Genomic DNA, 18,563 nt, shown 5'->3' on the forward strand with positions numbered 1-18,563 from the left:
GAATCCCGGCCATGGCCGGGATTTTTCATGGGCGGCGCAGCGGCAGTTGCGCGCGCACATGCTCGGCCACGCCCTGCATCACCTTTTCCAGATGCGCCTGCAGCGGCGCGAAGCCGGCATTGGGCTCGCGCGTGTCTTCATCCATGTAGATCGGGCGGCGGATCTCGATCTGCAGGCTGTGACGGTTGAGCTGCGGCTGGCCGATGCGGCCGATCAGCTCCACCCCTTTGTAGGGCTCGTTGTAGGCGACGCTGTAGCCGCCGGACTGCAGCAGCTCGCCGACCAGCCGGATGAACCCGGGCGCGCAGGTCGTGCCGTCGCGGTCGCCCAGCACGAAGTCAGCCAGTTGGGCGTCCGTGCGGCCCAGCCGGCGATAGACGTCATTGGGCATCGAATGCAGGTTCAGATGCCAGACGCCGCCGAAGCGCGCGACGCTGTCGTCGATGGCCTGCTGCAGCGCGCGGTGGTACGGATGCCAGTAGCGCAGCAGCCGCGACTGCACCTCGGCCACGCCGAGCTTGCGGTCGTAGAGCGGCGTGGCCACGCCGTCGCGCACGATGCGCTGCCAGATCAAGCCCAGCCCCTGGCGCGTCTTGATGCCCGGCGCAAGCGGCGTCGGCCATTCCGACTCGAGCTGCTCCGGGTCGATATCGTCGGCCGAGCGGTTGACGTCGATATAGGTGCGCGGAAAGGTCGCCGCCAGCAGCGTCGCGCCATGCGCCGGCCAGCGCTGCCACAGCCGGTGCACATCGGTGTCCTCGCCGCGGCGCAGCAACTCCATCGGCACGCAATGGCCGAAATCTGCGGGGTAGGCGGTGCCGCTGTGCGGCGAGTCGCAGACCAGCGGCAGCGCTGGCGCGCAGGGCGCGAAGACCTCGACCGGAGTGCACGGCCGGGGTTGCAGGAAGTCAGGCAGCTGCATCAATCAATGCGGATGTTGGCGCGCTTGGCAACGGCGGTGTAGCGCTCGATCGCGGCCGTGATCTGCTTGCCGAACTCGGCGGGCGTGTTGCCCATGGATTCGCCCGAGATGCCCTTTTGCTTTTCCAGGTAGTCGGGCATGGCCATGACCTTGTGCGCCGCGGCATTGAGCTTGGCGATGATGGCCGGCGGCGTGCCCGCGGGCGCGACCAGGCCGAACCAGCCGCCGTCGCCCATGCCGGGATAGCCCAGTTCGGCATAGGTCGGCACATCGGGCAGCACCTCGCTGCGCTTGAGCGCCAGCACGGCCAGCGGGCGCAGCTTGCCGGACTTGATGTGCGGCAGCGTCGAGGGCAGGTTGTCGGTCATGGCCGAGACCTGGCCCGCGAGCGCGTCGTTGATCGCCTGGCCCGCGCCCTTGTAGGGAATGTGCAGCAGGTCGATGCCCGCGAGGTTCATGAAGTTCTCGATGTTGGCGTGGCCCAGCGAGCCCGTGCCGGGCGAGGCGAAGGTGTACTTGCCGGGGCTGGCCTTGGCCAGCGCAATGAATTCCGGCATGGTTTTCGCCGGCACGCTGCTGTGCACCACGAACACGCTGGGCACCGACATCACGTTGGTGATCGGCGCAAAGTCCTTGGTCGCGCTGTAGGGCAGCTTGGCCATGATGGCCGGGTTGGCGCCATGCGTGGACACCGTGGCCATGCCGATGGTGTAGCCATCGGGCGCGGCCTTGGCAATCGCGTCGGCGCCGATCGATCCGCCCGCGCCGCCGCGGTTCTCGACCACGATGGGCTTGCCCAGCACCTGGCCCATCTTGTCGGCCAGCAGGCGTGCGACCATGTCGGTCGAGCCGCCTGCGCCAAACGGCACGATCAGGCGCAGCGGACGGTTGGGATAGTCGGCCTGGGCATGGGCCAGAGGCGCCAGCACGGCGCCGGCAGCGCAGGCGGCAAGGCTGGACAACAGGGTACGACGCAGGGCCATCGGGGGTCTCTCTTTGGAATGTGGTTATGAAGCACAGATTCTCGGCAGCGGGCCATGCGGCGAAAAGCGACAAAATGGCAAAGCAACTATTACCAGCCGTCATAATTGCCGCGCCATGCGCATGCACTCCCCTTCCCTGTCCGAACTGCACGCCTTTGCCACGGCAGCGCGCCTGGGCAACTACTCGCTTGCGGCCGACGACCTGCATGTGACGCAAGGAGCGATCAGCCGGGCCATTGCGCGGCTGGAGGAGCATCTGGGCGTGGCGCTGTTCGAGCGCCAGGGCCGGCGCAGCGTGCTCACCGCCGCGGGCCGCGCCTACCTCGATGCGGTCGGGCCGGCCATCGTGACCATTGAATCGGCTTCGGCCCATCTGCGCCGCCCGCAGCCGGGCATGCAGCTGCGGCTGTCGGCCACACCCACGCTGTTCAGCCACTGGCTGATTCCGCGGCTGCCCGATTTCAGCGCGCGGTTTCCCGGCGTCATGCTGTCGTTTGCGCCGTACCGCCGCGACGACCCTCTGAGCGCGCCCGAAATCGACGGCTGGCTGCGCATCGGCCAGGACCCCTGGCCTGCGCACATCGCCGCCGACTACATCGTCGGACGCGAACTGGTGCCGATCTGCCGTCCCCGGGACCTGGAGGGTGCGAGCGCCATCCGCAGCGCCGCCGACCTGCTGCGCCGCCCGCTGCTGGCGCACACCAATTACCCGCGCAACTGGGCGCAGTGGGCAGCGCATGCCGGCTGGCCAGGCGAAGTGCCAGCGCCCGCGGCCGACTTCGAACTGGTGTCGATGCTGGTGCAGGCAGTGATTGCCGGCATGGGCGTGGCCGTGGTGCAGCGCTGCCTGATCGATGACGACCTCGCCGCGGGCCGCATCGTGGTGGCCATCGACCAGCCGGTGCAGATCGAGCGCGGCTACTTCCTGTGCCGGCCTGCGGGCCGCGCACCGGCGCCGGCGCTGCTGGATTTTCGCGGCTGGCTGCTGGAGCAGGCCGCGCTGCCGTCCTCAGCGGCGCCAGCCGCCCGAGAGAACCCACTGGCAGCAAGCACATAGCAGCACCAGCGCGCCATAGGTGGCGAGCTTGCCATCGCTCCCGAACCAGGCCAGCCCGGCCAGCAGCACGCCGCTGCCGACTGTGAAATTGATAGCAACCTGCTGCCACCAGCCAGTGATCTGCATGGTTTTCGGTGCCAGAAGGCGCGCAGCCGCAGCCAGCCCCAGAGCCAGCAGCAGGGCCGGAGCAACGAAATTCAGCAGATGTGCGAGCGCGGCGGCGAAACCCATGGAATGACCTAGATCAAGGCTTATGAAAGCGGAGGATGCCAAGCTGGCGCATAAATTTTATAATGGCGTTCTATGGCAGTCTGGGCGTTAGGCATCAACCACCACACGGCTCCGCTTGATTTGCGGGGTCGTTTTGCGTTTGCGCTCGACCAGATCGCGCCGACGCTGCAAGGCCTGCGCCAGTCGCTGGCGGGTGGCGGCCAGCACGACAGCGTCGAAACCGCCATCCTGTCGACCTGCAACCGCACCGAGATCTATTGCGCCGCCAACACGCCGGCCATCGGCCATACGCTCGATTGGCTGGCGCGCAGCGGCGGCGTGAGCCCCGACGTGCTGCGCTCGCACTCCTACCAGCTCGAAGAAGGCCTGGCCGCGCGCCATGCGTTCCGCGTGGCCAGCGGCCTCGACTCGATGGTGCTGGGCGAGGCGCAGATCCTGGGCCAGATGAAGAACGCGGTACGCGCCGCCGAGACCGCGGGCGCCTTGGGCACCACGCTCAACCAGCTGTTCCAGCGCAGCTTCGCGGTCGCCAAGGAAGTGCGCAGCTCGACCGAGATCGGCGAGCACAGCATCAGCATGGCCGCAGCCGCCGTGCGCCTGGCCGGCCAGCTGTTCGAGGACCTGGGCAAGATCCGCATCCTGTTCGTCGGCGCCGGCGAGATGATCGAGCTCGCCACCACGCACTTTGCCGCGAAGAACCCGCAGCACATCACGATTGCCAACCGCACCATGGAGCGCGGCGAGAAGCTGGCCGCGCGTTTCGGCGCCGAGGTCATGCGCCTGTCCGAGCTGCCCGACCACCTGCATGAATACGATGCGGTGATCAGTTGCACCGCCTCGAGCCTGCCTATCATCGGCCTGGGCGCGGTCGAGCGCGCGCTGAAGAAGCGCAAGCACCGGCCGATGTTCATGGTCGATCTGGCCGTGCCGCGCGACATCGAACCCGAAGTCAAGGCGCTGCGCGACGTCTACCTGTATACCGTCGACGACCTGGCGCATGTGGTGCAGACCGCCCAGGCGCACCGCCAGGCTGCCGTGGCCCAGGCCGAAGCCATCATCGACAGCGGCGTGCAGAGTTTCCTGCACTGGATGGACCAGCGCAGCCCGCAGGCCGGCGTGGTGCCTTTGATCCAGCAACTGCACGAGCAGACCGATGTCTGGCGCGCCGCCGAGATCGCGCGCGCCCGCAAGCGCCTGGCCAAGGGCGAGGACATCGATGCCGTGCTTGAAGCGCTGTCGCGCGGCCTCACGCAGAAAATGCTGCATGGCACGCTGGCCGAGCTGCATTCGGGTGACGCCGAGCAGCGTGCCCAGACCGTGCAGACCGTCTCGCGGCTGTTCCTGCGCGCGCAAAGCAAGAGCACGCTGTAGCGACGCGGCCTGCTGCGGCGCACCCGCGCCGGCTTTTCTGCGCCGCGCGCGCCTGTCCCGTTGCCCTTTTCTCCAGCTATGCCCGGCATAGCGCAACCGCCCTGCTTCGCCATGCAAACCTTTCTCCGCAGCCAGCTGCAACGTTTCGCCCAGCGCCTCGAGGAGCTTGACTTCCTGCTGTCGCGCGAGGACATCATGGCCGACATGGCCCAGTACCGGAAGATTTCGCGCGAGCACGCCGAGGTCACGGCCGTGGCCGGGCGCTATGCGCGCTTCGTGCAGCGCGAGGCCGATCTGGCCGCGGCGCAGGAAATGCTCGGCGACCCCGACATGGCCGAGATGGCGCAGGAGGAAATCGCCGGCGCCACGGCCGAGCTGGCCCAGCTTGAAGACGAGCTGCAGCGCCTGCTGCTGCCCAAGGACCCCGACGATGCGCGCGATGCCTACCTGGAAATCCGCGCCGGCACGGGCGGCGACGAATCGGCGCTGTTTGCGGCCGATCTGGCGCGCATGTATACGCGCTACTGCGAAAGCATCGGCTGGAAGGTCGAAGTCATGAGCGCCAACGACAACGAGATCGGCGGCTACAAGGAAATCGTGCTGCATGTGTCCGGCGAGCAGGTCTACGGCACGCTGCGCTTCGAGTCGGGCGGCCACCGCGTGCAGCGCGTGCCGGCCACCGAAACCCAGGGCCGCATCCACACCAGCGCCTGCACCGTGGCCGTGATGCCCGAACCCGACGAGGCCCAGGCCATCACGCTGAACCCGGCCGACCTGCGCATCGACACCTTCCGCGCCAGCGGCGCCGGCGGCCAGCACATCAACAAGACCGACTCCGCGGTGCGCGTGGTCCACCTGCCCACGGGCATCGTCGCCGAATGCCAGGACGGCCGCAGCCAGCACGCCAACAAGGCCAAGGCGCTGCAGGTGCTGCAGGCGCGGATCCAGGAAAAGGAGCGCAGCGAACGCGCCGCCAAGGAAGCCGCCCAGCGCAAGGGCCTGATCGGCAGCGGCGACCGCTCCGACCGCATCCGCACCTACAACTTCCCCCAGGGCCGGCTCACCGACCACCGCATCAACCTCACGCTCTACAAGCTGCTGTATGTGATGGAAGGCGATCTCGGCGATGTGCTGCAGGCACTGCAGCATGCGCGCGAGGCCGAACAGCTGGCCGAGCTGGAAGTCAACGCATGACGTTGCAGCAAGCCCTGCGCCAGGCGCAGCAGGCCGGCCTCGAGCGCATCGACGCCCAGTTGCTGCTGCTGCATGTGCTGGGCCGTCCCGAAGCCGGACGCGCCTGGTTGTTGACCCACGACACCGATGCCCTGCCCCCCGCGCAGCAGCAGGCCTTCGATGCGCTCTGCGCACGCCGGCTGGCGGGCGAGCCCGTGGCCTATCTCACGGGCCGCAAGGAGTTCTACGGCCTGGCGCTCCAGGTCGATGCGCGTGTGCTCGACCCGCGCCCCGACACCGAGACGTTGGTCGACTGGGCCCTGGAGGTGCTGGGCGACTGGCCCGCGCCGCGCATCGTCGACCTTGGCACGGGCAGCGGCGCGATTGCGCTGGCGTTGCAGCATGAGCGCCCGGATGCCGAGGTATGGGCCGTGGACGCCAGCGCCGATGCACTGGATGTGGCGCGCGCGAATGCCCAGCGCCTCGACCTGGGCGTACAGTTTGCCCTGGGCTCATGGCTGGAAGCGCTCGCCCCCGCGCAGGTTTTTGACATGATCGTCACCAACCCCCCTTATATTGCCGCCAACGATCCCCATCTGACCCACCTGACGCACGAACCCCTGTCGGCTTTGGCCAGTGGCCGCGATGGCCTGGACGATATCCGCGCCATTGTCGAGCAGGCGCCCGCGCACCTGGCATCCGGCGGCTGGCTGCTGATCGAGCATGGCTGGGACCAGGCGCCGGCGGTGCAGCTTTTGCTGCAAACTGCGGGTTTTGCGCAGGTGCAAAGCCGCAATGATCTGGCGGGCATTGCCCGTTGTACCGGCGGGTGCATGACGGATCTGGGCAGACAGTGAAATAATCCCGGGTGTACCCATGCCGCACGCGCGGCCGCCCACTTTTGGAGCCAACCATGAGCACTACCCACCAACGCATCGACGAACTCGTCAAGACCAACGACATCCTGCTGTTCATGAAGGGCAACGCCAGTTTCCCCCAGTGCGGCTTCTCGGGCCGCGCGCTGCAGATCCTCAAGGCCTGCGGCGTGGACACCAAGACCATCGCCACCGTCAATGTGCTCGAAGACCAGGAAATCCGCCAGAGCATCAAGGAATACAGCCAGTGGCCGACCATTCCCCAGCTCTATGTCAAGGGCGAATTCATTGGCGGCTCGGACATCATGATGGAGATGTACGAATCGGGCGAGCTGCAACAACTGCTCGACAGCAAGGCCTGAGCCCGGCCTGTTCCTGCTAACCGCCCTCCAGGGCGGTTTTTTTGTGCTTGCGCTGCGCGCCTTCACGGCAGCTACCGCTTTTGTGATGCAATGGCGCCAATGTCCCTGCTGCGAGGGCTGTTTCGCAGCATCTCGTTCTTTTGCCTATGAGCCTGTCCCAAAGTCTGTTCACCGTTGCCGTGCTGATTGCCCTCAGCGCCTTCTTCTCCATGGCCGAGATCTCGCTGGCGGCCTCCCGGCGGCTGCGGCTGCGGCTGCTGGCCGACGAGGGCGACACGCGCTCCGACGCCGTGCTGCGCATGCAGGAGCAGCCGGGCAACTATTTCACGGTGGTGCAGATTGGACAGAACGCGATCGCCATTCTCGGCGGTATCGTCGGCGAGGGCGCTTTCAGCCCTTACTTCACGCGCGTGCTCGAACTCTGGTTTGCGGCGAGCACGGCTGCAACACTCGGCTTCCTGGCGTCATTTCTCATCATCACGTCGTTGTTCATCGTGTTTGCCGACCTGATTCCCAAGCGCCTGAGCATGGCCGAGTCCGAAGCCGTGGCGTTGCGCGTGGTCGGACCCATGCAAACCTGCATGACGCTGTTCAAGCCCATCGTCTGGCTCTACAGCCGCAGTACCGACGGCATCTTCAAGCTGTTCAAGCTGCCGACGCAGCGCGACGAGCGCATCACTTCCGACGACATCCTGGCCATGACCGAAGCCGGTGCGCGCACCGGCATGATGGGCCAGCGCGAGCAGCAGATGATCGCCAATGTGTTCGAGCTCGAGTCGCGCACGGTGTCTTCGGCCATGACCCAGCGCGACCGCATTGCCTATTTCCTGCGCGACGACTCCGACGAGGTGGTGAGGCTGCGCATTGCCGCCGAGCCATTTTCGACCTACCCGGTCTGCGATGGCGATATCGACCATGTGGTGGGCTATGTCGATGCCAAGGACCTGTTCCAGCGCGCGCTGACCAACCAGCCGATCTCCCTGCGCGACGAGGGCCTGGTGCACAAGGCCCTGGTGGTCCCCGACCGGCTCACGCTGACCGAGGTGCTCGACCAGTTCCGCCAAGTGCGCGAAGACTTCGCCATCATCGTCAACGAATACAGCCTGGTGGTCGGCGTGGTCACGCTCAACGACGTGATGAGCACCGTGATGGGCGACATGATCGACTCCGACGACGAGGAGCAGATCGTGCGCCGCGATGCCAACTCCTGGCTGATCGACGGCGTGACGCCGGTGCAGGACGTGCTGCGCGCGTTGTCGCTGGACGAGTTGCCGCACGAGGAAGAATACGAGACGCTGGGCGGTTTCCTGATGGTGATGCTGCGCCGCGTGCCGCGGCGTACCGACAGCGTGAACTGGGGCGGCTACAAGTTCGAGGTGCTGGACGTCGACAGCTACCGCATCGACCAGGTGATGGTCTCGCGCATCGATCCCGAGGCGCCCGCGCCTGCGGCGGCGTCGAACTGATCAGGCCCGGCCTGCAGGATCGAACGCCCACTTGCGCTGCGCCGCGAACACCGCATTCGGATAAGGCGGCCGGCCGCGGCTGCCGTTGTAGCGGCCCAGCGCCATGAACATGTCGCCGCGCTCGCGGTCCAGGTAGTGGCGCAGGATCACGCAGCCGAAGCGCAGGTTGGTCTGCATGTGGAACAGCGTTGCGGCGTCGCCATCGCCGATCACGCGCGTCCAGAACGGCATGATCTGCATATAGCCGCGCGCGCCGACGCTGGAGATGGCGAATTTGCGGAACGCGCTTTCGACCTCGACCAGTCCCAGCACCAGGCTCACATCCAGGCCCGCGCGCCGCGCTTCGTACCAGATGGTCTGCAGGAATTCGCGCCGCGACGCATCGTCGGGCTTGCGCCGGTACAGACGGTCGCTCATGGCCGTGAGCCAGCGCAGATAGGACAGCCTGGCTTCGGTGGACGCGAACTGCAGCTCGGGCGGCCCGGCGCTGGCCACGGCCGCGCGCAGCGCACTGCGCACCGAGTCGGCCAGCGGTTCCTCGAGCTGGCCGCCCGCGTGCGCAGGCTGCGCCGGCAAGGCCAGCCAGGCCGGCACCGCGGCAAGCAGGCCGCGCCGTCGCAATCCCGCGGCTTGGGGCCGCAGCGCTGCGATGGTGCGGCCGGCGGGGTTCACAGGCCCAGGCGTCCCTTGAGATGGGCGAGGATGCCGTCCTGCGCCACCTTGGTGGCTTCGGTATCGCGGCGGTGCTGGTATTCGACCGTGCCTTCCTTCAGGCCGCGGTCGGAAATCACCACGCGGTGCGGCACGCCGATCAGTTCCCAGTCGGCCAGCATCGCACCCAGGCGCTCGTCGCGGTCGTCGAGGATCACATCGACACCCAGCGCGAGCAGCGCGTCATAGAGCGCGCTGGCGCTGGCCTGCACGGCTTCGCTGCGCGCCATGCCGATGGGGCACAGCACCACGGTGAACGGTGCGATCGCGTCGGGCCAGATGATGCCGCGCTCGTCATGGTTCTGCTCGATGGCCGCAGCCGGCAGGCGCGTGATGCCGATGCCGTAGCAGCCCATCTCGAAGAACGCAGGCTTGCCGTTCTCGGCGAGGAACGTGGCGTTCATGGCCTTGGAGTATTTGTCGCCGAGGTAGAACACATGGCCGACTTCGATGCCGCGCTCGATCGCCAGCTGGCCCTTGCCGTCCGGCGACAGGTCGCCCGCCACGACATTGCGCAGATCGGCAACGACGCTGGGCTCGGGCAGGTCGCGGCCCCAGTTCACGCCGATCATGTGGAAGCCTTCGGCATTCGCGCCGCAGATCCAGTCGGCCATGATCGCCACATCGCGGTCGACCACCAGGTTCACCGGCTGCAGCAGGTTCAGCGGGCCCAGGTAGCCGGGCTTGCAGCCGAAGTGCGATTCGATCTCGGCCTGTGTCGCGAAGCGGAAACCGGCGTCGAGGCCGGGCACCTTGCCGACCTTGATCTCGTTCATGTCGTGGTCGCCGCGCAGCAGCAGCAGCCAGACCTGGCTCTTGACCACGATGCCCTTGTCGTCGAGCTCATCGGTGGCCAGCACCAGCGACTTGACGGTGGTTGACAGCGGCACGCCCAGCAGCTCCGCCACATCGGGGCAGGTGCTCTTGCCCGGTGTCGCCACCTGGCTCATGGGCAGCGAGGCCGCAGGGCGCGTGCCCGTGGGCGCGAGTGCCTCGGCCTTTTCGAGATTGGCCGCGTAATCGCTGTCGGGGCAATAGACGATCGCGTCCTCGCCGGTCGCGGCAATGACCTGGAACTCCTCGCTCAGGTCGCCACCGATCGCACCGCTGTCGGCGCGCACGGCGCGGTAGCGCAGGCCGAAGCGATCGAAGATCTGCTGGTAGGCCTGGCGCATGTTCTGGTAGCTCACTTGCGCCGCATCGCGGCTCTTGTCGAAGCTGTAGGCGTCTTTCATGGTGAACTCGCGGCCACGCATCAGACCGAAGCGCGGGCGGCGCTCGTCGCGGAACTTGGTCTGGATCTGGTAGAGGTTCTTGGGTAACTGCTTGTGGCTGCGGAGTTCCTGGCGCGCGATATCCGTTACCACTTCCTCGCTGGTCGGCTGAATGACGAAGTCACGGCCATGGCGGTCCTGGATGCGCAGCAGCTCGGGACCCATCTTCTCGAAGCGGCCGGTTTCCTGCCACAGCTCGGCGGGCTGGACCACCGGCATGGTGATCTCCACGGCACCGGCGCGATTCATCTCCTCGCGCACGATGGCCTCGACCTTGCGGATCACGCGCAGGCCCATGGGCATGTAGTTGTAGATGCCCGCACCCAGGCGCTTGATCAGGCCCGCACGCATCATGAGCTTGTGGCTGACCACCTCGGCATCGGCCGGAGCTTCCTTGAAGGTGGAGATGAAGAATTGAGAGGCTTTCATGGGGCGACAGTACAGCGGAAATCAGGCGGGCGCGCTTGCCGGGGGCATGGCACCATGCATAATGGACGCAATTCAAAAAATTGGGGTTCGATTATGCTTGACCGGGACGGATTTCGCCCGAACGTCGGCATCATCCTGCTCAACCACAAGAACCAGGTGTTCTGGGGAAAACGCATTCGCACCCACAGCTGGCAGTTCCCGCAAGGCGGCATAGACCGCGGGGAATCTCCTGAGCAGGCGATGTTTCGGGAATTGCATGAAGAAGTGGGTCTGAGGCCCGACCACGTCCGCGTGGTCGCCCGAACCCGGGACTGGTTGCGCTACGAGGTGCCAGACCGGTATATCCGACGCGATGCGCGTGGGCATTACCGCGGACAAAAGCAGATCTGGTATTTGCTGCAATTGCTGGGCCATGACTGGGACTTGAACCTCAGGGCCACAGACCATCCGGAATTCGACGCCTGGCGCTGGAACGATTACTGGGTTCCGCTCGAGGTGGTTGTCGAATTCAAGCGCGGCGTCTATGAAATGGCGCTGACCGAGCTGGCGCGCTTTGTGCCGCGCCAGGAGCAGCGCAACCGCTACCTGCGCAGCGGCATGCGCAACCGCGAGCAAGACGGCACCACGGCGCCGGCCACCGCCCTGCCGTCACGCACCGCATTGGGCTTGCTGCATCCAGGCCTTGAACTGCCGCCCGGTGCCAGCTTCGACCCCGACCCGCAGACCGATCTGAGCGCGGCGAGCCAGCGCAAACCATCCTGAGCCTGGCGCCAGGCCCTGCCCTGGCGCATGGCCTCAATGTCCGGCAACGATCATATTGTCGCGGTGGATCATCTCGGATTCGGCGCTGTAGCCCAGCAGGTGCTCGAACTCCGACGAGCTCTTGCGGCACAGCAGCCGTGCTTCGGCGCTGGCGTAGTTGGCCAGGCCGCGCGCGATTTCGCGGCCCTGCGGATTGCGCACGGCAATCACGTCGCCGCGCGAGAAATTGCCTTCCACGCCCGTCATGCCGATGGGCAGCAGGCTCTTGCCTTCCTCGAGCAGCTTGTCGGCCGCGCCCTGGTCGACACTGACCGCGCCCTTGAGCTGCAGATGGTCGGCAATCCACTGCTTGCGCGCCTGCTTCTTGCCGGTCTGTGCCACCAGCAGGCTGCCGATGGCTTCGCCCGCGACCAGCCTCCCCAGCACGTTCGGCTCGCGGCCCCAGGCAATTACCGTCGAGGCGCCCGAGCCCGCGGCGCGCTTGGCGGCAAGGATCTTGGTGATCATGCCGCCGCTGCCGATATTCGAGCCCGCGCCGCCGGCCATGGCCTCGAGCGCCGGATCGCCGGCCTGGGCTTCGTCGACGAAGCGTGCATCGGGGTTCTTGCGCGGATCGGCCGTGTACAGGCCCTTCTGGTCGGTCAGGATCACCAGCGCATCGGCATCGACCAGATTCGCCACCAGCGCGCCCAGCGTGTCGTTGTCGCCGAACTTGATTTCATCGTTGACGACGGTGTCGTTCTCGTTGATGACCGGCACCACGCCCAGCCCCAGCAGCGTCAGCAGCGTGGTGCGCGCATTCAGATAGCGCTCGCGGTCGGCAAGGTCGGCATGGGTCAGCAGCACCTGGGCGCTGCCCACGTTCTGCTCGCGCAGCTTGGTCTCGTACATCTGCGCCAGGCCCATCTGGCCCACGGCCGCGGCCGCCTGCAGTTCATGCACCTGCTTGGGACGTGTTTTCCAGCCCAGGCGCTTCATGCCTTCGGCAATCGCGCCGCTCGAGACCATCACGACTTCGCGGCGCACGCCATCGCCATCGCCGCGCACCAGTGCCGCCAGCTGCTGGCTCCACTGCGCGATCGCCTCTTCATCGAGCCCGCGGCCTTCGTTGGTCACGAGGCTGGAGCCGACCTTCACCACGATACGCCGCGCATCACGCAAAACACTGGAAGCCATGATTCAGATTGTTCTTGGGCGCCTGCCCCGCAGGCCGCAGGCGCTGGTCAGTCAACGGCCCGAGGGCCCCTCCCCCGGCAGGCCTTGCGGCCCGCCCGGCCCTGTCACTCGTCGCCGCCCGCAAAGCGCGGGTCGCGCGGATCGGTTTCCGCGGGCGCATCGCCCACGAAGCGCTGGTCGACTTCGACCGGCATGTTCTCGGCGCGCTGCTCGGCCTGCACATGCTGGAAGATGGTCTTGATCAGCGGCTCGCAGCCTTCACGCGTCAGCGCCGAGATCTCGAACACCGGGCCCTTCCACTTGAAGCGCTTGACGAAGTCCTTCACGCGCGCTTCGCGCTCGTCCTCGGGCACCATGTCCAGCTTGTTGAGCACCAGCCAGCGCGGCTTTTCATACAGCGCAGCGTCGTACTTCTTGAGCTCGCCGACAATCGCCTTGGCCTGTGCCACCGGGTCCACGGCGTCGTCGAACGGAGCCATGTCGACCACATGCAGCAGCAGGCGCGTGCGCTGCAGATGGCGCAGGAACAGATGGCCCAGGCCCGCGCCTTCCGAAGCACCTTCGATCAGGCCGGGAATGTCGGCAATGACAAAGCTCTGCTCGGGACCGACGCGCACCACGCCCAGGTTGGGGTGCAGCGTGGTGAAAGGATAGTCGGCGATCTTCGGGCGCGCGTTCGAGACCGCCGAGATCAGCGTCGACTTGCCCGCGTTGGGCATGCCCAGCAGGCCGACATCGGCCAGCACCTTGAGCTCGAGCTTGAGGCTCTTGCGCTCGCCGGGCCAGCCCGGTGTCTTCTGCCGCGGCGCGCGGTTGATCGCGCTCTTGAAGCGCATGTTGCCGAAACCGCCATCGCCGCCCTTGGCGATGGTCACGACTTCGCCCGGTGTCAGCAGCTCATAGAGCACTTCACCCGTTTCCTGGTCGGAAAAGATGGTCCCGACCGGCACGCGCAGCGTGATGTCGGCGCCCGCGGCGCCAAACATGTCCGAGCCCATGCCGTGCTCGCCGCGCTTGGCTTCGTGGCGGCGCGCATAGCGGAAGTCGACCAGGGTGTTGAGGTTGGAATCCGCTACCGCGAAGACGTGGCCGCCGCGGCCGCCGTCCCCCCCATTGGGGCCGCCGAATTCCTTGTACTTCTCGTGCCGGAACGAGACGCAGCCATTGCCGCCATCACCGGCAGCAATGTCAATATAAGCTTCATCGACGAACTTCATGAGGCATCCAGTTTACAAAACAGTGTGCTTTCGTGCAGCAGTCGGCGTATCCGCCCTGCGCAAAAGCATAAGGCCCCGGCGAACGGGGCTCTGAAAGAGGGAGCATATCCCTCAAACGGAAAAGCCCCGACATGTCGGGGCTTCGCCGTGCGTCGAAGTGACAGGCCTTAGGCAGGCGTCACATTGACCGTGTGCTTGGACAGTGCGCCCTTGGTGGAGAAGGACACATGGCCTTCGACCAATGCAAACAGCGTGTGGTCCTTGCCCACGCCGACGTTCTCGCCGGGATGGAACTTGGTGCCGCGCTGGCGAACGATGATGGAACCAGCCGTGATCAACTCACCGCCGAAAGCCTTCACGCCGAGCATCTTGGGCTTGGAATCGCGCCCATTTCGCGTAGAGCCGCCGCCTTTTTTCTGTGCCATGACTCAGCTCCTATTAAGCAACGATTGCCACGATCTGCAGTTCGGTGAACTGCTGACGGTGACCCTGACGCTTCTGATAGTGCTTACGACGGCGCATCTTGAAGATGTGCACTTTGTCGTGTTTGCCGTGAGCAACCACAGTTGCCTTCACAGTTGCGCCGGACACCAGGGGTGTGCCGACCTTGAGTTCAGCGCCGTTGCCGACTGCCAGAACCTGGTCGATCACAATTTCCTGGCCTACGTCCGCAGCAATCTGTTCTACTTTGATGTTTTCGCCGGAAGCAACGCGATACTGCTTGCCGCCGGTTTTTATGACCGCGTACATGTTGACCTCTTTAATTGAGAGTTTCCGCAGACGAATTTCCGCAGAGCCGGCGATTGTACCATGGCAGAATTTCCTGTGCATGCGGCACGCCCGGCCCGGCCACCGACGGTGGCCAACGCGCGCTGCCGTCATTTGCGGCCGACAGTTCCTATAATCAGCGGCTCACAGGGCGGCCACAATCTTGACCACAGCTATCACCCCCAACAATCCCCTTTCCCTGATCGCCCACGACATGCGCGAGGTGGACAGCGTCATCGCCGACCGCCTGCATACCAGTGTTCCGCTGATCTCCCAGATTTCCCAGTACATCATTGCCGCCGGCGGCAAGCGGCTGCGCCCGGCGCTGTTGTTGATGATCTGCAAGGCCCTGGGCTACGAGGGAAGCCAGCGCTTCAACCTTGCGGCCGTGGTCGAGCTGATCCATACCGCCACGCTGCTGCACGACGACGTGGTCGATGAATCGACCATGCGCCGCGGCCGCGCCACCGCCAACGAGGCCTTCGGCAACCCGGCCAGCGTGCTGGTCGGCGACTTCCTGCATACCCGCTCGTTCCAGATGATGGTCGCAGCCGGCAGCACGCGCGTGCTGCAGATCCTGTCAGATGCCACCAACATCATTGCCGAAGGCGAAGTGCAGCAACTGATGAACATGCATGACGCCTCGCTCGACGAGGACGGCTACCTGCATGTGATCCGCTCGAAGACCGCCAAGCTGTTCGAGGCCAGCGCCCAGCTGGGCGCGGTGCTTGCCGGCAGCAGCCCCGAGGTCGAACAGGCCTGCGCCACCTATGGCCAGGCGCTGGGCACGGCGTTCCAGATCATCGATGACGTGCTGGACTATACCGGCGACACCACCGAGATGGGCAAGAACCTGGGCGACGACCTGCGCGAAGGCAAGTGCACGCTGCCGCTGATCGCCGCGATGCAGCGCGCAACGCCCGAGAAAGCCGCTGTGGTGCGCGAGGCCATCGAGCAGGGCTCGACCGAGCAGCTGGCCGCGGTGATTGCCATCGTGCAAGCCACCGGCGCCCTGGATGTGGCGCGTGCCGCGGCGCACGCCGAGGCCGAGCGCGCGATCGATGCATTAAAAATGCTGCCAGACAATTTGCACACCGCAAATTTGCTACAATTGGCGGCTCAGCTACTCGACAGACGCACCTGAGGCGTTTGCCGGAACTGACATTCGGGGTGTAGCTTAGCCTGGTAGAGCGCTACGTTCGGGACGTAGAGGCCGGAGGTTCGAATCCTCTCACCCCGACCAGGATTTTCCTTGAAATTCAAGGACTTACAAAGCCCCAGCCATGGGGCTTTGTTGTTTCTACAGCGCTGTTGGTGGGCATTTGGTGGCAAACCTTGTTGCTTTACCGACGTAAAGCGTCGTTCAGACAAGCCATGTCGGCAGGCGCATACCCAGGGACCAGCAACGCCGTTGCTTCAGTCTTCCCCATCTTGAATACCATCCGGCAAAAAGCTGCGCGCTAGGTAAAAGCTTCTTGAAGGTCGCCTGTACGACACGGATGTTCGTCGAATGGCGATGCGCCTCCGATCTTGTCCCACACATGGCACGCCCTCGACAGAGGGTCGGCGTGGGCACGGGTCTTCAGAATCCAGTCGACCTCCAGGCCATTGTCTTGGACGCAGGCCAACAGGCAGTCGGCGCAAGCGGTGCTGGTGCGTCCCGGCTTCAGGTCGAAGTCCACGATCGGGTCAATGACCACGGCCCACCTGGTCGCGTGGTCCCATGCGACGTCAGAAACGGTCCACGTCCAAAGGGTCGAAGAAGCTCTGGGCCGTGGTGCGGTTCGCCATGAGTGCATCAGGCAGCGTGAAGATGAAATCTATTGGCTAACAATATATATTTATATATAATATATCTATATAAACCGTCTAGCATCCAATGAAACAGTCACCAGTTATCGATCCACAGGCCCTGCGCGGCGCCGCGGGCACCGCAGTGGCGGCGCTCAAGGTGCTCGCCAATGAAGACCGCCTGCTCCTGCTGTGCCAGCTGTCACGGGGAGAGATGTGTGTCAGCGACCTTGAAGAAACCTTGGACATTCACCAACCGACGCTATCGCAACAGCTGGGTGTATTGCGCAACGAGGGGGTGGTCAGCACGCGCCGTGAAGGCAAGAACGTCTTCTACAGCGTGGCCAACCCTGCGATGCTCGAAATTCTCGCCCTGCTCTACAGTCTCTACTGTCCAAAGGAAGAATGATGTCCATCGACTGGAGCCACTTCACGCCGCTCGCCGCCCTGGCAGGAGGCGTGCTTATCGGAACTGCGGTGGCGATGCTCGCTCTGTTCAACGGACGCATCGCGGGTATCAGCGGAGTGCTCGGGGGGCTGCTCAGGACCCGCAAGGGCGACACGCTTTGGCGCGTCGCCTTTATCCTCGGACTGATCGGCGCACCTTGGGTCTACGCGCTGTTCGCGGCGTTGCCTCAACCAGAGATCGACGCAAATTACGGCGCGCTGATTCTGGCTGGCCTACTCGTCGGCATCGGCACACGGTATGGCTCCGGTTGCACCAGCGGGCACGGGGTCTGCGGGCTATCTCGACTTTCGCCGCGCTCGCTCGTTGCCACGGCTGCCTTTATGGGCGCCGGTTTCGCCACGGTATTCGTGACGCGCCATCTGCTGGGTCTCTGAGGAGGTCGTCATGACTGTCATTGCTTCGTTGCTCGCCGGCTTGGTGTTCGGCCTCGGCCTTCTCATGTCGGGCATGGCCAATCCGGCCAAGGTGCTCGGATTTCTGGACTTGGCTGGTCACTGGGACCCGTCCCTTGCGTTCGTCATGGGGGGCGCCATTGCCGTCGGCGTAGTCGCCTTCGCGTTGGCTGGCCGACGCACCGCCTCCTTGCTGGGCGCTGAAATGCGCCTGCCGTCGGCGCGCCATGTTGACCGCCGCCTAGTCGCGGGAAGCGTGCTCTTTGGCATCGGCTGGGGCATCGCGGGCTTCTGCCCGGGGCCAGGTCTCGTCTCGCTGGGAATGGGTGAGGTCAAGGCCCTTGTCTTCGTGGCCGCGATGCTGGCAGGCATGGGTGTGTTCGAACTTTTCGAGCGCCGGGCTTCATGCTGAAGATAGCAGCGTCTGCACCCGGCGAACATCCGCCGGCTTGGCGGGGTTGAATACCACCACGCCCAGCTCCGGACGACCTTCTACCGAGAAGTTCGAGAACTCCAGGTTGATGATGCCTGCGACAGGATGACGCAGGCGCTTCACCCCTTCGCTCATACCCACCACATCGGTATCGGCCCACAACGCCTTGAACTCGGCGCTCACAGTGGACAGTTCATCGATGAGCCGCGATGCCTCCAGGCTGCTTCCAGCGCGGGTCACGTCGGCGCGAAACGCACCGACGACCACGCGGGCCACCTTGCTCCAATCCTTCTGCGCCTGTCGGGCCTTTGGGCTGCAGAAGAGGAGTCGCAGGATGTTTCGCTCTGGTGGGGAGAGCTTGCCGTAGTCGGTGAGCAGCACGGTCGCGACGCGGTTCCACGCAACCACGTCCCAGGTGACGGTCTTGACGATGGCGGCGCTGGCGGGAAAGGCATCCAGCACCCGTTGCAGGCGCGGCGTGATGCCTTCGACCGGACGGTAGCGCCACTCGGGCGGCCTGCCCAGCGCCAGCATGAACAGATGCTGGCGCTCCAGTTCGGTGAGCAACAGACTTTCTGCGAGCCGGTTGAGCACGCTGGCCGAAGGCGCTCCGCCGCGCCCCTGTTCGAGCATCCCTATGGCAAAGGCGTTTTCCCGGTGTTTTGGGATGCCATCCGACACATAGTTCACATCTTGTGAGG

Annotated in this window: 21 protein-coding genes and 1 tRNA gene; 12 read left to right on the forward strand and 10 right to left on the reverse strand. The window is 65.3% G+C overall.

Translation table 11 applies throughout. From position 1 onward, the window contains the following. Positions 1 to 25 precede the first annotated feature (25 nt). Positions 26 to 922, reverse strand: coding sequence for an N-formylglutamate amidohydrolase (locus HUK68_RS15595; RefSeq protein WP_175505014.1), 897 nt, complete (start codon positions 920 to 922; stop codon positions 26 to 28). Continuing rightward, the gene (locus HUK68_RS15600) at positions 922 to 1,905 is read right to left on the reverse strand and encodes a tripartite tricarboxylate transporter substrate binding protein BugE (RefSeq protein ID WP_175505015.1); all 984 of its coding nucleotides are present in this window, start codon (positions 1,903 to 1,905) and stop codon (positions 922 to 924) included. The genes HUK68_RS15595 and HUK68_RS15600 overlap by 1 nt, the downstream gene beginning before the upstream one ends. 115 nt (positions 1,906 to 2,020) lie before the next feature. Between HUK68_RS15600 and HUK68_RS15605 the strand changes: the two genes are divergently transcribed. Further along, positions 2,021 to 2,962 (forward strand): LysR substrate-binding domain-containing protein, encoded by a 942-nt coding sequence (locus HUK68_RS15605; protein WP_175505016.1) that lies wholly within the window; start codon positions 2,021 to 2,023, stop codon positions 2,960 to 2,962. On the opposite strand, the gene HUK68_RS15610 is transcribed toward HUK68_RS15605, so the two are convergent. Next, a complete protein-coding gene (locus HUK68_RS15610; protein WP_175505017.1) occupies positions 2,915 to 3,193 on the reverse strand; it encodes a hypothetical protein in 279 nt (92 codons plus the stop codon). The genes HUK68_RS15605 and HUK68_RS15610 overlap by 48 nt on opposite strands. A gap of 72 nt (positions 3,194 to 3,265) precedes the next feature. Here HUK68_RS15610 and hemA point away from each other — a divergent pair, with 72 nt between their 5' ends. The 5 genes from hemA (at position 3,266) to paeA (ending at position 8,440) form a co-directional block, all read left to right on the forward strand. Beyond that, complete coding sequence (gene hemA, locus HUK68_RS15615; protein WP_175505018.1) at positions 3,266 to 4,564, forward strand: glutamyl-tRNA reductase; 1,299 nt, start codon at positions 3,266 to 3,268, stop codon at positions 4,562 to 4,564. A 111-nt stretch (positions 4,565 to 4,675) separates the two neighbouring features. Beyond that, positions 4,676 to 5,758, forward strand: a complete 1,083-nt coding sequence (gene prfA, locus HUK68_RS15620) for a peptide chain release factor 1 (protein WP_175505019.1) — start codon at positions 4,676 to 4,678, stop codon at positions 5,756 to 5,758. Next, positions 5,755 to 6,594, forward strand: a complete 840-nt coding sequence (gene prmC, locus HUK68_RS15625) for a peptide chain release factor N(5)-glutamine methyltransferase (RefSeq protein WP_175505020.1) — start codon at positions 5,755 to 5,757, stop codon at positions 6,592 to 6,594. The genes prfA and prmC overlap by 4 nt, the downstream gene beginning before the upstream one ends. 56 nt (positions 6,595 to 6,650) lie before the next feature. Continuing rightward, entirely contained in the window at positions 6,651 to 6,974 is a 324-nt protein-coding gene (grxD, locus tag HUK68_RS15630) for a Grx4 family monothiol glutaredoxin (RefSeq protein WP_175505021.1), read from the forward strand. A 146-nt stretch (positions 6,975 to 7,120) separates the two neighbouring features. Then, the gene (gene paeA / locus HUK68_RS15635; protein WP_175505022.1) at positions 7,121 to 8,440 is read left to right on the forward strand and encodes a polyamine export protein PaeA; all 1,320 of its coding nucleotides are present in this window, start codon (positions 7,121 to 7,123) and stop codon (positions 8,438 to 8,440) included. On the opposite strand, the gene HUK68_RS15640 is transcribed toward paeA, so the two are convergent. After that, on the reverse strand, positions 8,441 to 9,061 hold the full coding sequence (locus HUK68_RS15640; RefSeq protein ID WP_244146359.1) for a lytic transglycosylase domain-containing protein: 621 nt from the start codon (positions 9,059 to 9,061) through the stop codon (positions 8,441 to 8,443). Positions 9,062 to 9,108: 47 nt separating this feature from the next. Beyond that, the gene (locus HUK68_RS15645; RefSeq protein ID WP_175505023.1) at positions 9,109 to 10,854 is read right to left on the reverse strand and encodes a proline--tRNA ligase; all 1,746 of its coding nucleotides are present in this window, start codon (positions 10,852 to 10,854) and stop codon (positions 9,109 to 9,111) included. A 93-nt stretch (positions 10,855 to 10,947) separates the two neighbouring features. On the opposite strand from HUK68_RS15645, the gene HUK68_RS15650 reads away from it, so the two are divergent. Beyond that, positions 10,948 to 11,616: an RNA pyrophosphohydrolase gene (locus tag HUK68_RS15650; protein ID WP_175505024.1), complete on the forward strand. Its 669-nt coding sequence runs from the start codon at positions 10,948 to 10,950 to the stop codon at positions 11,614 to 11,616. 33 nt (positions 11,617 to 11,649) lie between these two features. Here the strand turns inward: HUK68_RS15650 and proB are convergent, their stop codons facing one another. The 4 genes from proB to rplU all read right to left on the reverse strand — a co-directional run bounded on the left by proB (position 11,650) and on the right by rplU (position 14,759). After that, positions 11,650 to 12,792: a glutamate 5-kinase gene (gene proB, locus HUK68_RS15655; protein WP_175505025.1), complete on the reverse strand. Its 1,143-nt coding sequence runs from the start codon at positions 12,790 to 12,792 to the stop codon at positions 11,650 to 11,652. Between the two features lie 104 nt (positions 12,793 to 12,896). Next, positions 12,897 to 14,009: an Obg family GTPase CgtA gene (cgtA, locus tag HUK68_RS15660; RefSeq protein WP_175505026.1), complete on the reverse strand. Its 1,113-nt coding sequence runs from the start codon at positions 14,007 to 14,009 to the stop codon at positions 12,897 to 12,899. Between the two features lie 167 nt (positions 14,010 to 14,176). Beyond that, complete coding sequence (gene rpmA, locus HUK68_RS15665; RefSeq protein WP_175505027.1) at positions 14,177 to 14,434, reverse strand: 50S ribosomal protein L27; 258 nt, start codon at positions 14,432 to 14,434, stop codon at positions 14,177 to 14,179. A 13-nt stretch (positions 14,435 to 14,447) separates the two neighbouring features. Further along, complete coding sequence (rplU, locus tag HUK68_RS15670; RefSeq protein ID WP_175505864.1) at positions 14,448 to 14,759, reverse strand: 50S ribosomal protein L21; 312 nt, start codon at positions 14,757 to 14,759, stop codon at positions 14,448 to 14,450. Between the two features lie 232 nt (positions 14,760 to 14,991). Between rplU and HUK68_RS15675 the strand changes: the two genes are divergently transcribed. The 5 genes from HUK68_RS15675 to HUK68_RS15695 all read left to right on the forward strand — a co-directional run bounded on the left by HUK68_RS15675 (position 14,992) and on the right by HUK68_RS15695 (position 17,841). Next, positions 14,992 to 15,921 carry a polyprenyl synthetase family protein gene (locus HUK68_RS15675; protein WP_175505865.1) on the forward strand — a complete coding sequence of 310 codons (930 nt, stop codon included), beginning with the start codon at positions 14,992 to 14,994 and terminating at the stop codon, positions 15,919 to 15,921. A 22-nt stretch (positions 15,922 to 15,943) separates the two neighbouring features. After that, a tRNA-Pro gene (locus HUK68_RS15680) sits at positions 15,944 to 16,020 on the forward strand. Positions 16,021 to 16,656: 636 nt separating this feature from the next. Further along, the gene (locus tag HUK68_RS15685) at positions 16,657 to 16,977 is read left to right on the forward strand and encodes an ArsR/SmtB family transcription factor (RefSeq protein WP_175505028.1); all 321 of its coding nucleotides are present in this window, start codon (positions 16,657 to 16,659) and stop codon (positions 16,975 to 16,977) included. Beyond that, positions 16,977 to 17,411, forward strand: a complete 435-nt coding sequence (locus tag HUK68_RS15690; RefSeq protein WP_175505029.1) for a YeeE/YedE family protein — start codon at positions 16,977 to 16,979, stop codon at positions 17,409 to 17,411. Before HUK68_RS15685 ends, HUK68_RS15690 begins: the two co-directional genes overlap by 1 nt. 10 nt (positions 17,412 to 17,421) lie before the next feature. Further along, complete coding sequence (locus tag HUK68_RS15695) at positions 17,422 to 17,841, forward strand: DUF6691 family protein (RefSeq protein ID WP_175505030.1); 420 nt, start codon at positions 17,422 to 17,424, stop codon at positions 17,839 to 17,841. Here HUK68_RS15695 and HUK68_RS15700 read toward each other — a convergent pair. Next, positions 17,833 to 18,552 carry an MmyB family transcriptional regulator gene (locus HUK68_RS15700; protein ID WP_244146187.1) on the reverse strand — a complete coding sequence of 240 codons (720 nt, stop codon included), beginning with the start codon at positions 18,550 to 18,552 and terminating at the stop codon, positions 17,833 to 17,835. The two genes, HUK68_RS15695 and HUK68_RS15700, sit on opposite strands and share 9 nt — an antisense overlap. Positions 18,553 to 18,563 lie beyond the last annotated feature (11 nt).

The sequence above is a fragment of the Comamonas antarctica genome, from assembly GCF_013363755.1.
Taxonomy (GTDB): Bacteria; Pseudomonadota; Gammaproteobacteria; order Burkholderiales; family Burkholderiaceae_C; genus Comamonas; species Comamonas antarctica.

Excerpts from the sequence above, each read along its gene's own strand:
- HUK68_RS15595 (WP_175505014.1), bottom strand. The coding sequence starts at position 922 with ATGCAGCTGCCTGACTTCCTGCAACCCCGGCCGTGCACTCCGGTCGAG.
- HUK68_RS15600 (WP_175505015.1), bottom strand. The coding sequence starts at position 1,905 with ATGGCCCTGCGTCGTACCCTGTTGTCCAGCCTTGCCGCCTGCGCTGCC.
- HUK68_RS15605 (WP_175505016.1), top strand. The coding sequence starts at position 2,021 with ATGCGCATGCACTCCCCTTCCCTGTCCGAACTGCACGCCTTTGCCACG.
- HUK68_RS15610 (WP_175505017.1), bottom strand. The coding sequence starts at position 3,193 with ATGGGTTTCGCCGCCGCGCTCGCACATCTGCTGAATTTCGTTGCTCCG.
- hemA (WP_175505018.1), top strand. The coding sequence starts at position 3,266 with ATGGCAGTCTGGGCGTTAGGCATCAACCACCACACGGCTCCGCTTGAT.
- prfA (WP_175505019.1), top strand. The coding sequence starts at position 4,676 with ATGCAAACCTTTCTCCGCAGCCAGCTGCAACGTTTCGCCCAGCGCCTC.
- prmC (WP_175505020.1), top strand. The coding sequence starts at position 5,755 with ATGACGTTGCAGCAAGCCCTGCGCCAGGCGCAGCAGGCCGGCCTCGAG.
- grxD (WP_175505021.1), top strand. The coding sequence starts at position 6,651 with ATGAGCACTACCCACCAACGCATCGACGAACTCGTCAAGACCAACGAC.
- paeA (WP_175505022.1), top strand. The coding sequence starts at position 7,121 with ATGAGCCTGTCCCAAAGTCTGTTCACCGTTGCCGTGCTGATTGCCCTC.
- HUK68_RS15645 (WP_175505023.1), bottom strand. The coding sequence starts at position 10,854 with ATGAAAGCCTCTCAATTCTTCATCTCCACCTTCAAGGAAGCTCCGGCC.
- HUK68_RS15650 (WP_175505024.1), top strand. The coding sequence starts at position 10,948 with ATGCTTGACCGGGACGGATTTCGCCCGAACGTCGGCATCATCCTGCTC.
- proB (WP_175505025.1), bottom strand. The coding sequence starts at position 12,792 with ATGGCTTCCAGTGTTTTGCGTGATGCGCGGCGTATCGTGGTGAAGGTC.
- cgtA (WP_175505026.1), bottom strand. The coding sequence starts at position 14,009 with ATGAAGTTCGTCGATGAAGCTTATATTGACATTGCTGCCGGTGATGGC.
- rpmA (WP_175505027.1), bottom strand. The coding sequence starts at position 14,434 with ATGGCACAGAAAAAAGGCGGCGGCTCTACGCGAAATGGGCGCGATTCC.
- rplU (WP_175505864.1), bottom strand. The coding sequence starts at position 14,759 with ATGTACGCGGTCATAAAAACCGGCGGCAAGCAGTATCGCGTTGCTTCC.
- HUK68_RS15675 (WP_175505865.1), top strand. The coding sequence starts at position 14,992 with ATGCGCGAGGTGGACAGCGTCATCGCCGACCGCCTGCATACCAGTGTT.
- HUK68_RS15685 (WP_175505028.1), top strand. The coding sequence starts at position 16,657 with ATGAAACAGTCACCAGTTATCGATCCACAGGCCCTGCGCGGCGCCGCG.
- HUK68_RS15690 (WP_175505029.1), top strand. The coding sequence starts at position 16,977 with ATGTCCATCGACTGGAGCCACTTCACGCCGCTCGCCGCCCTGGCAGGA.
- HUK68_RS15695 (WP_175505030.1), top strand. The coding sequence starts at position 17,422 with ATGACTGTCATTGCTTCGTTGCTCGCCGGCTTGGTGTTCGGCCTCGGC.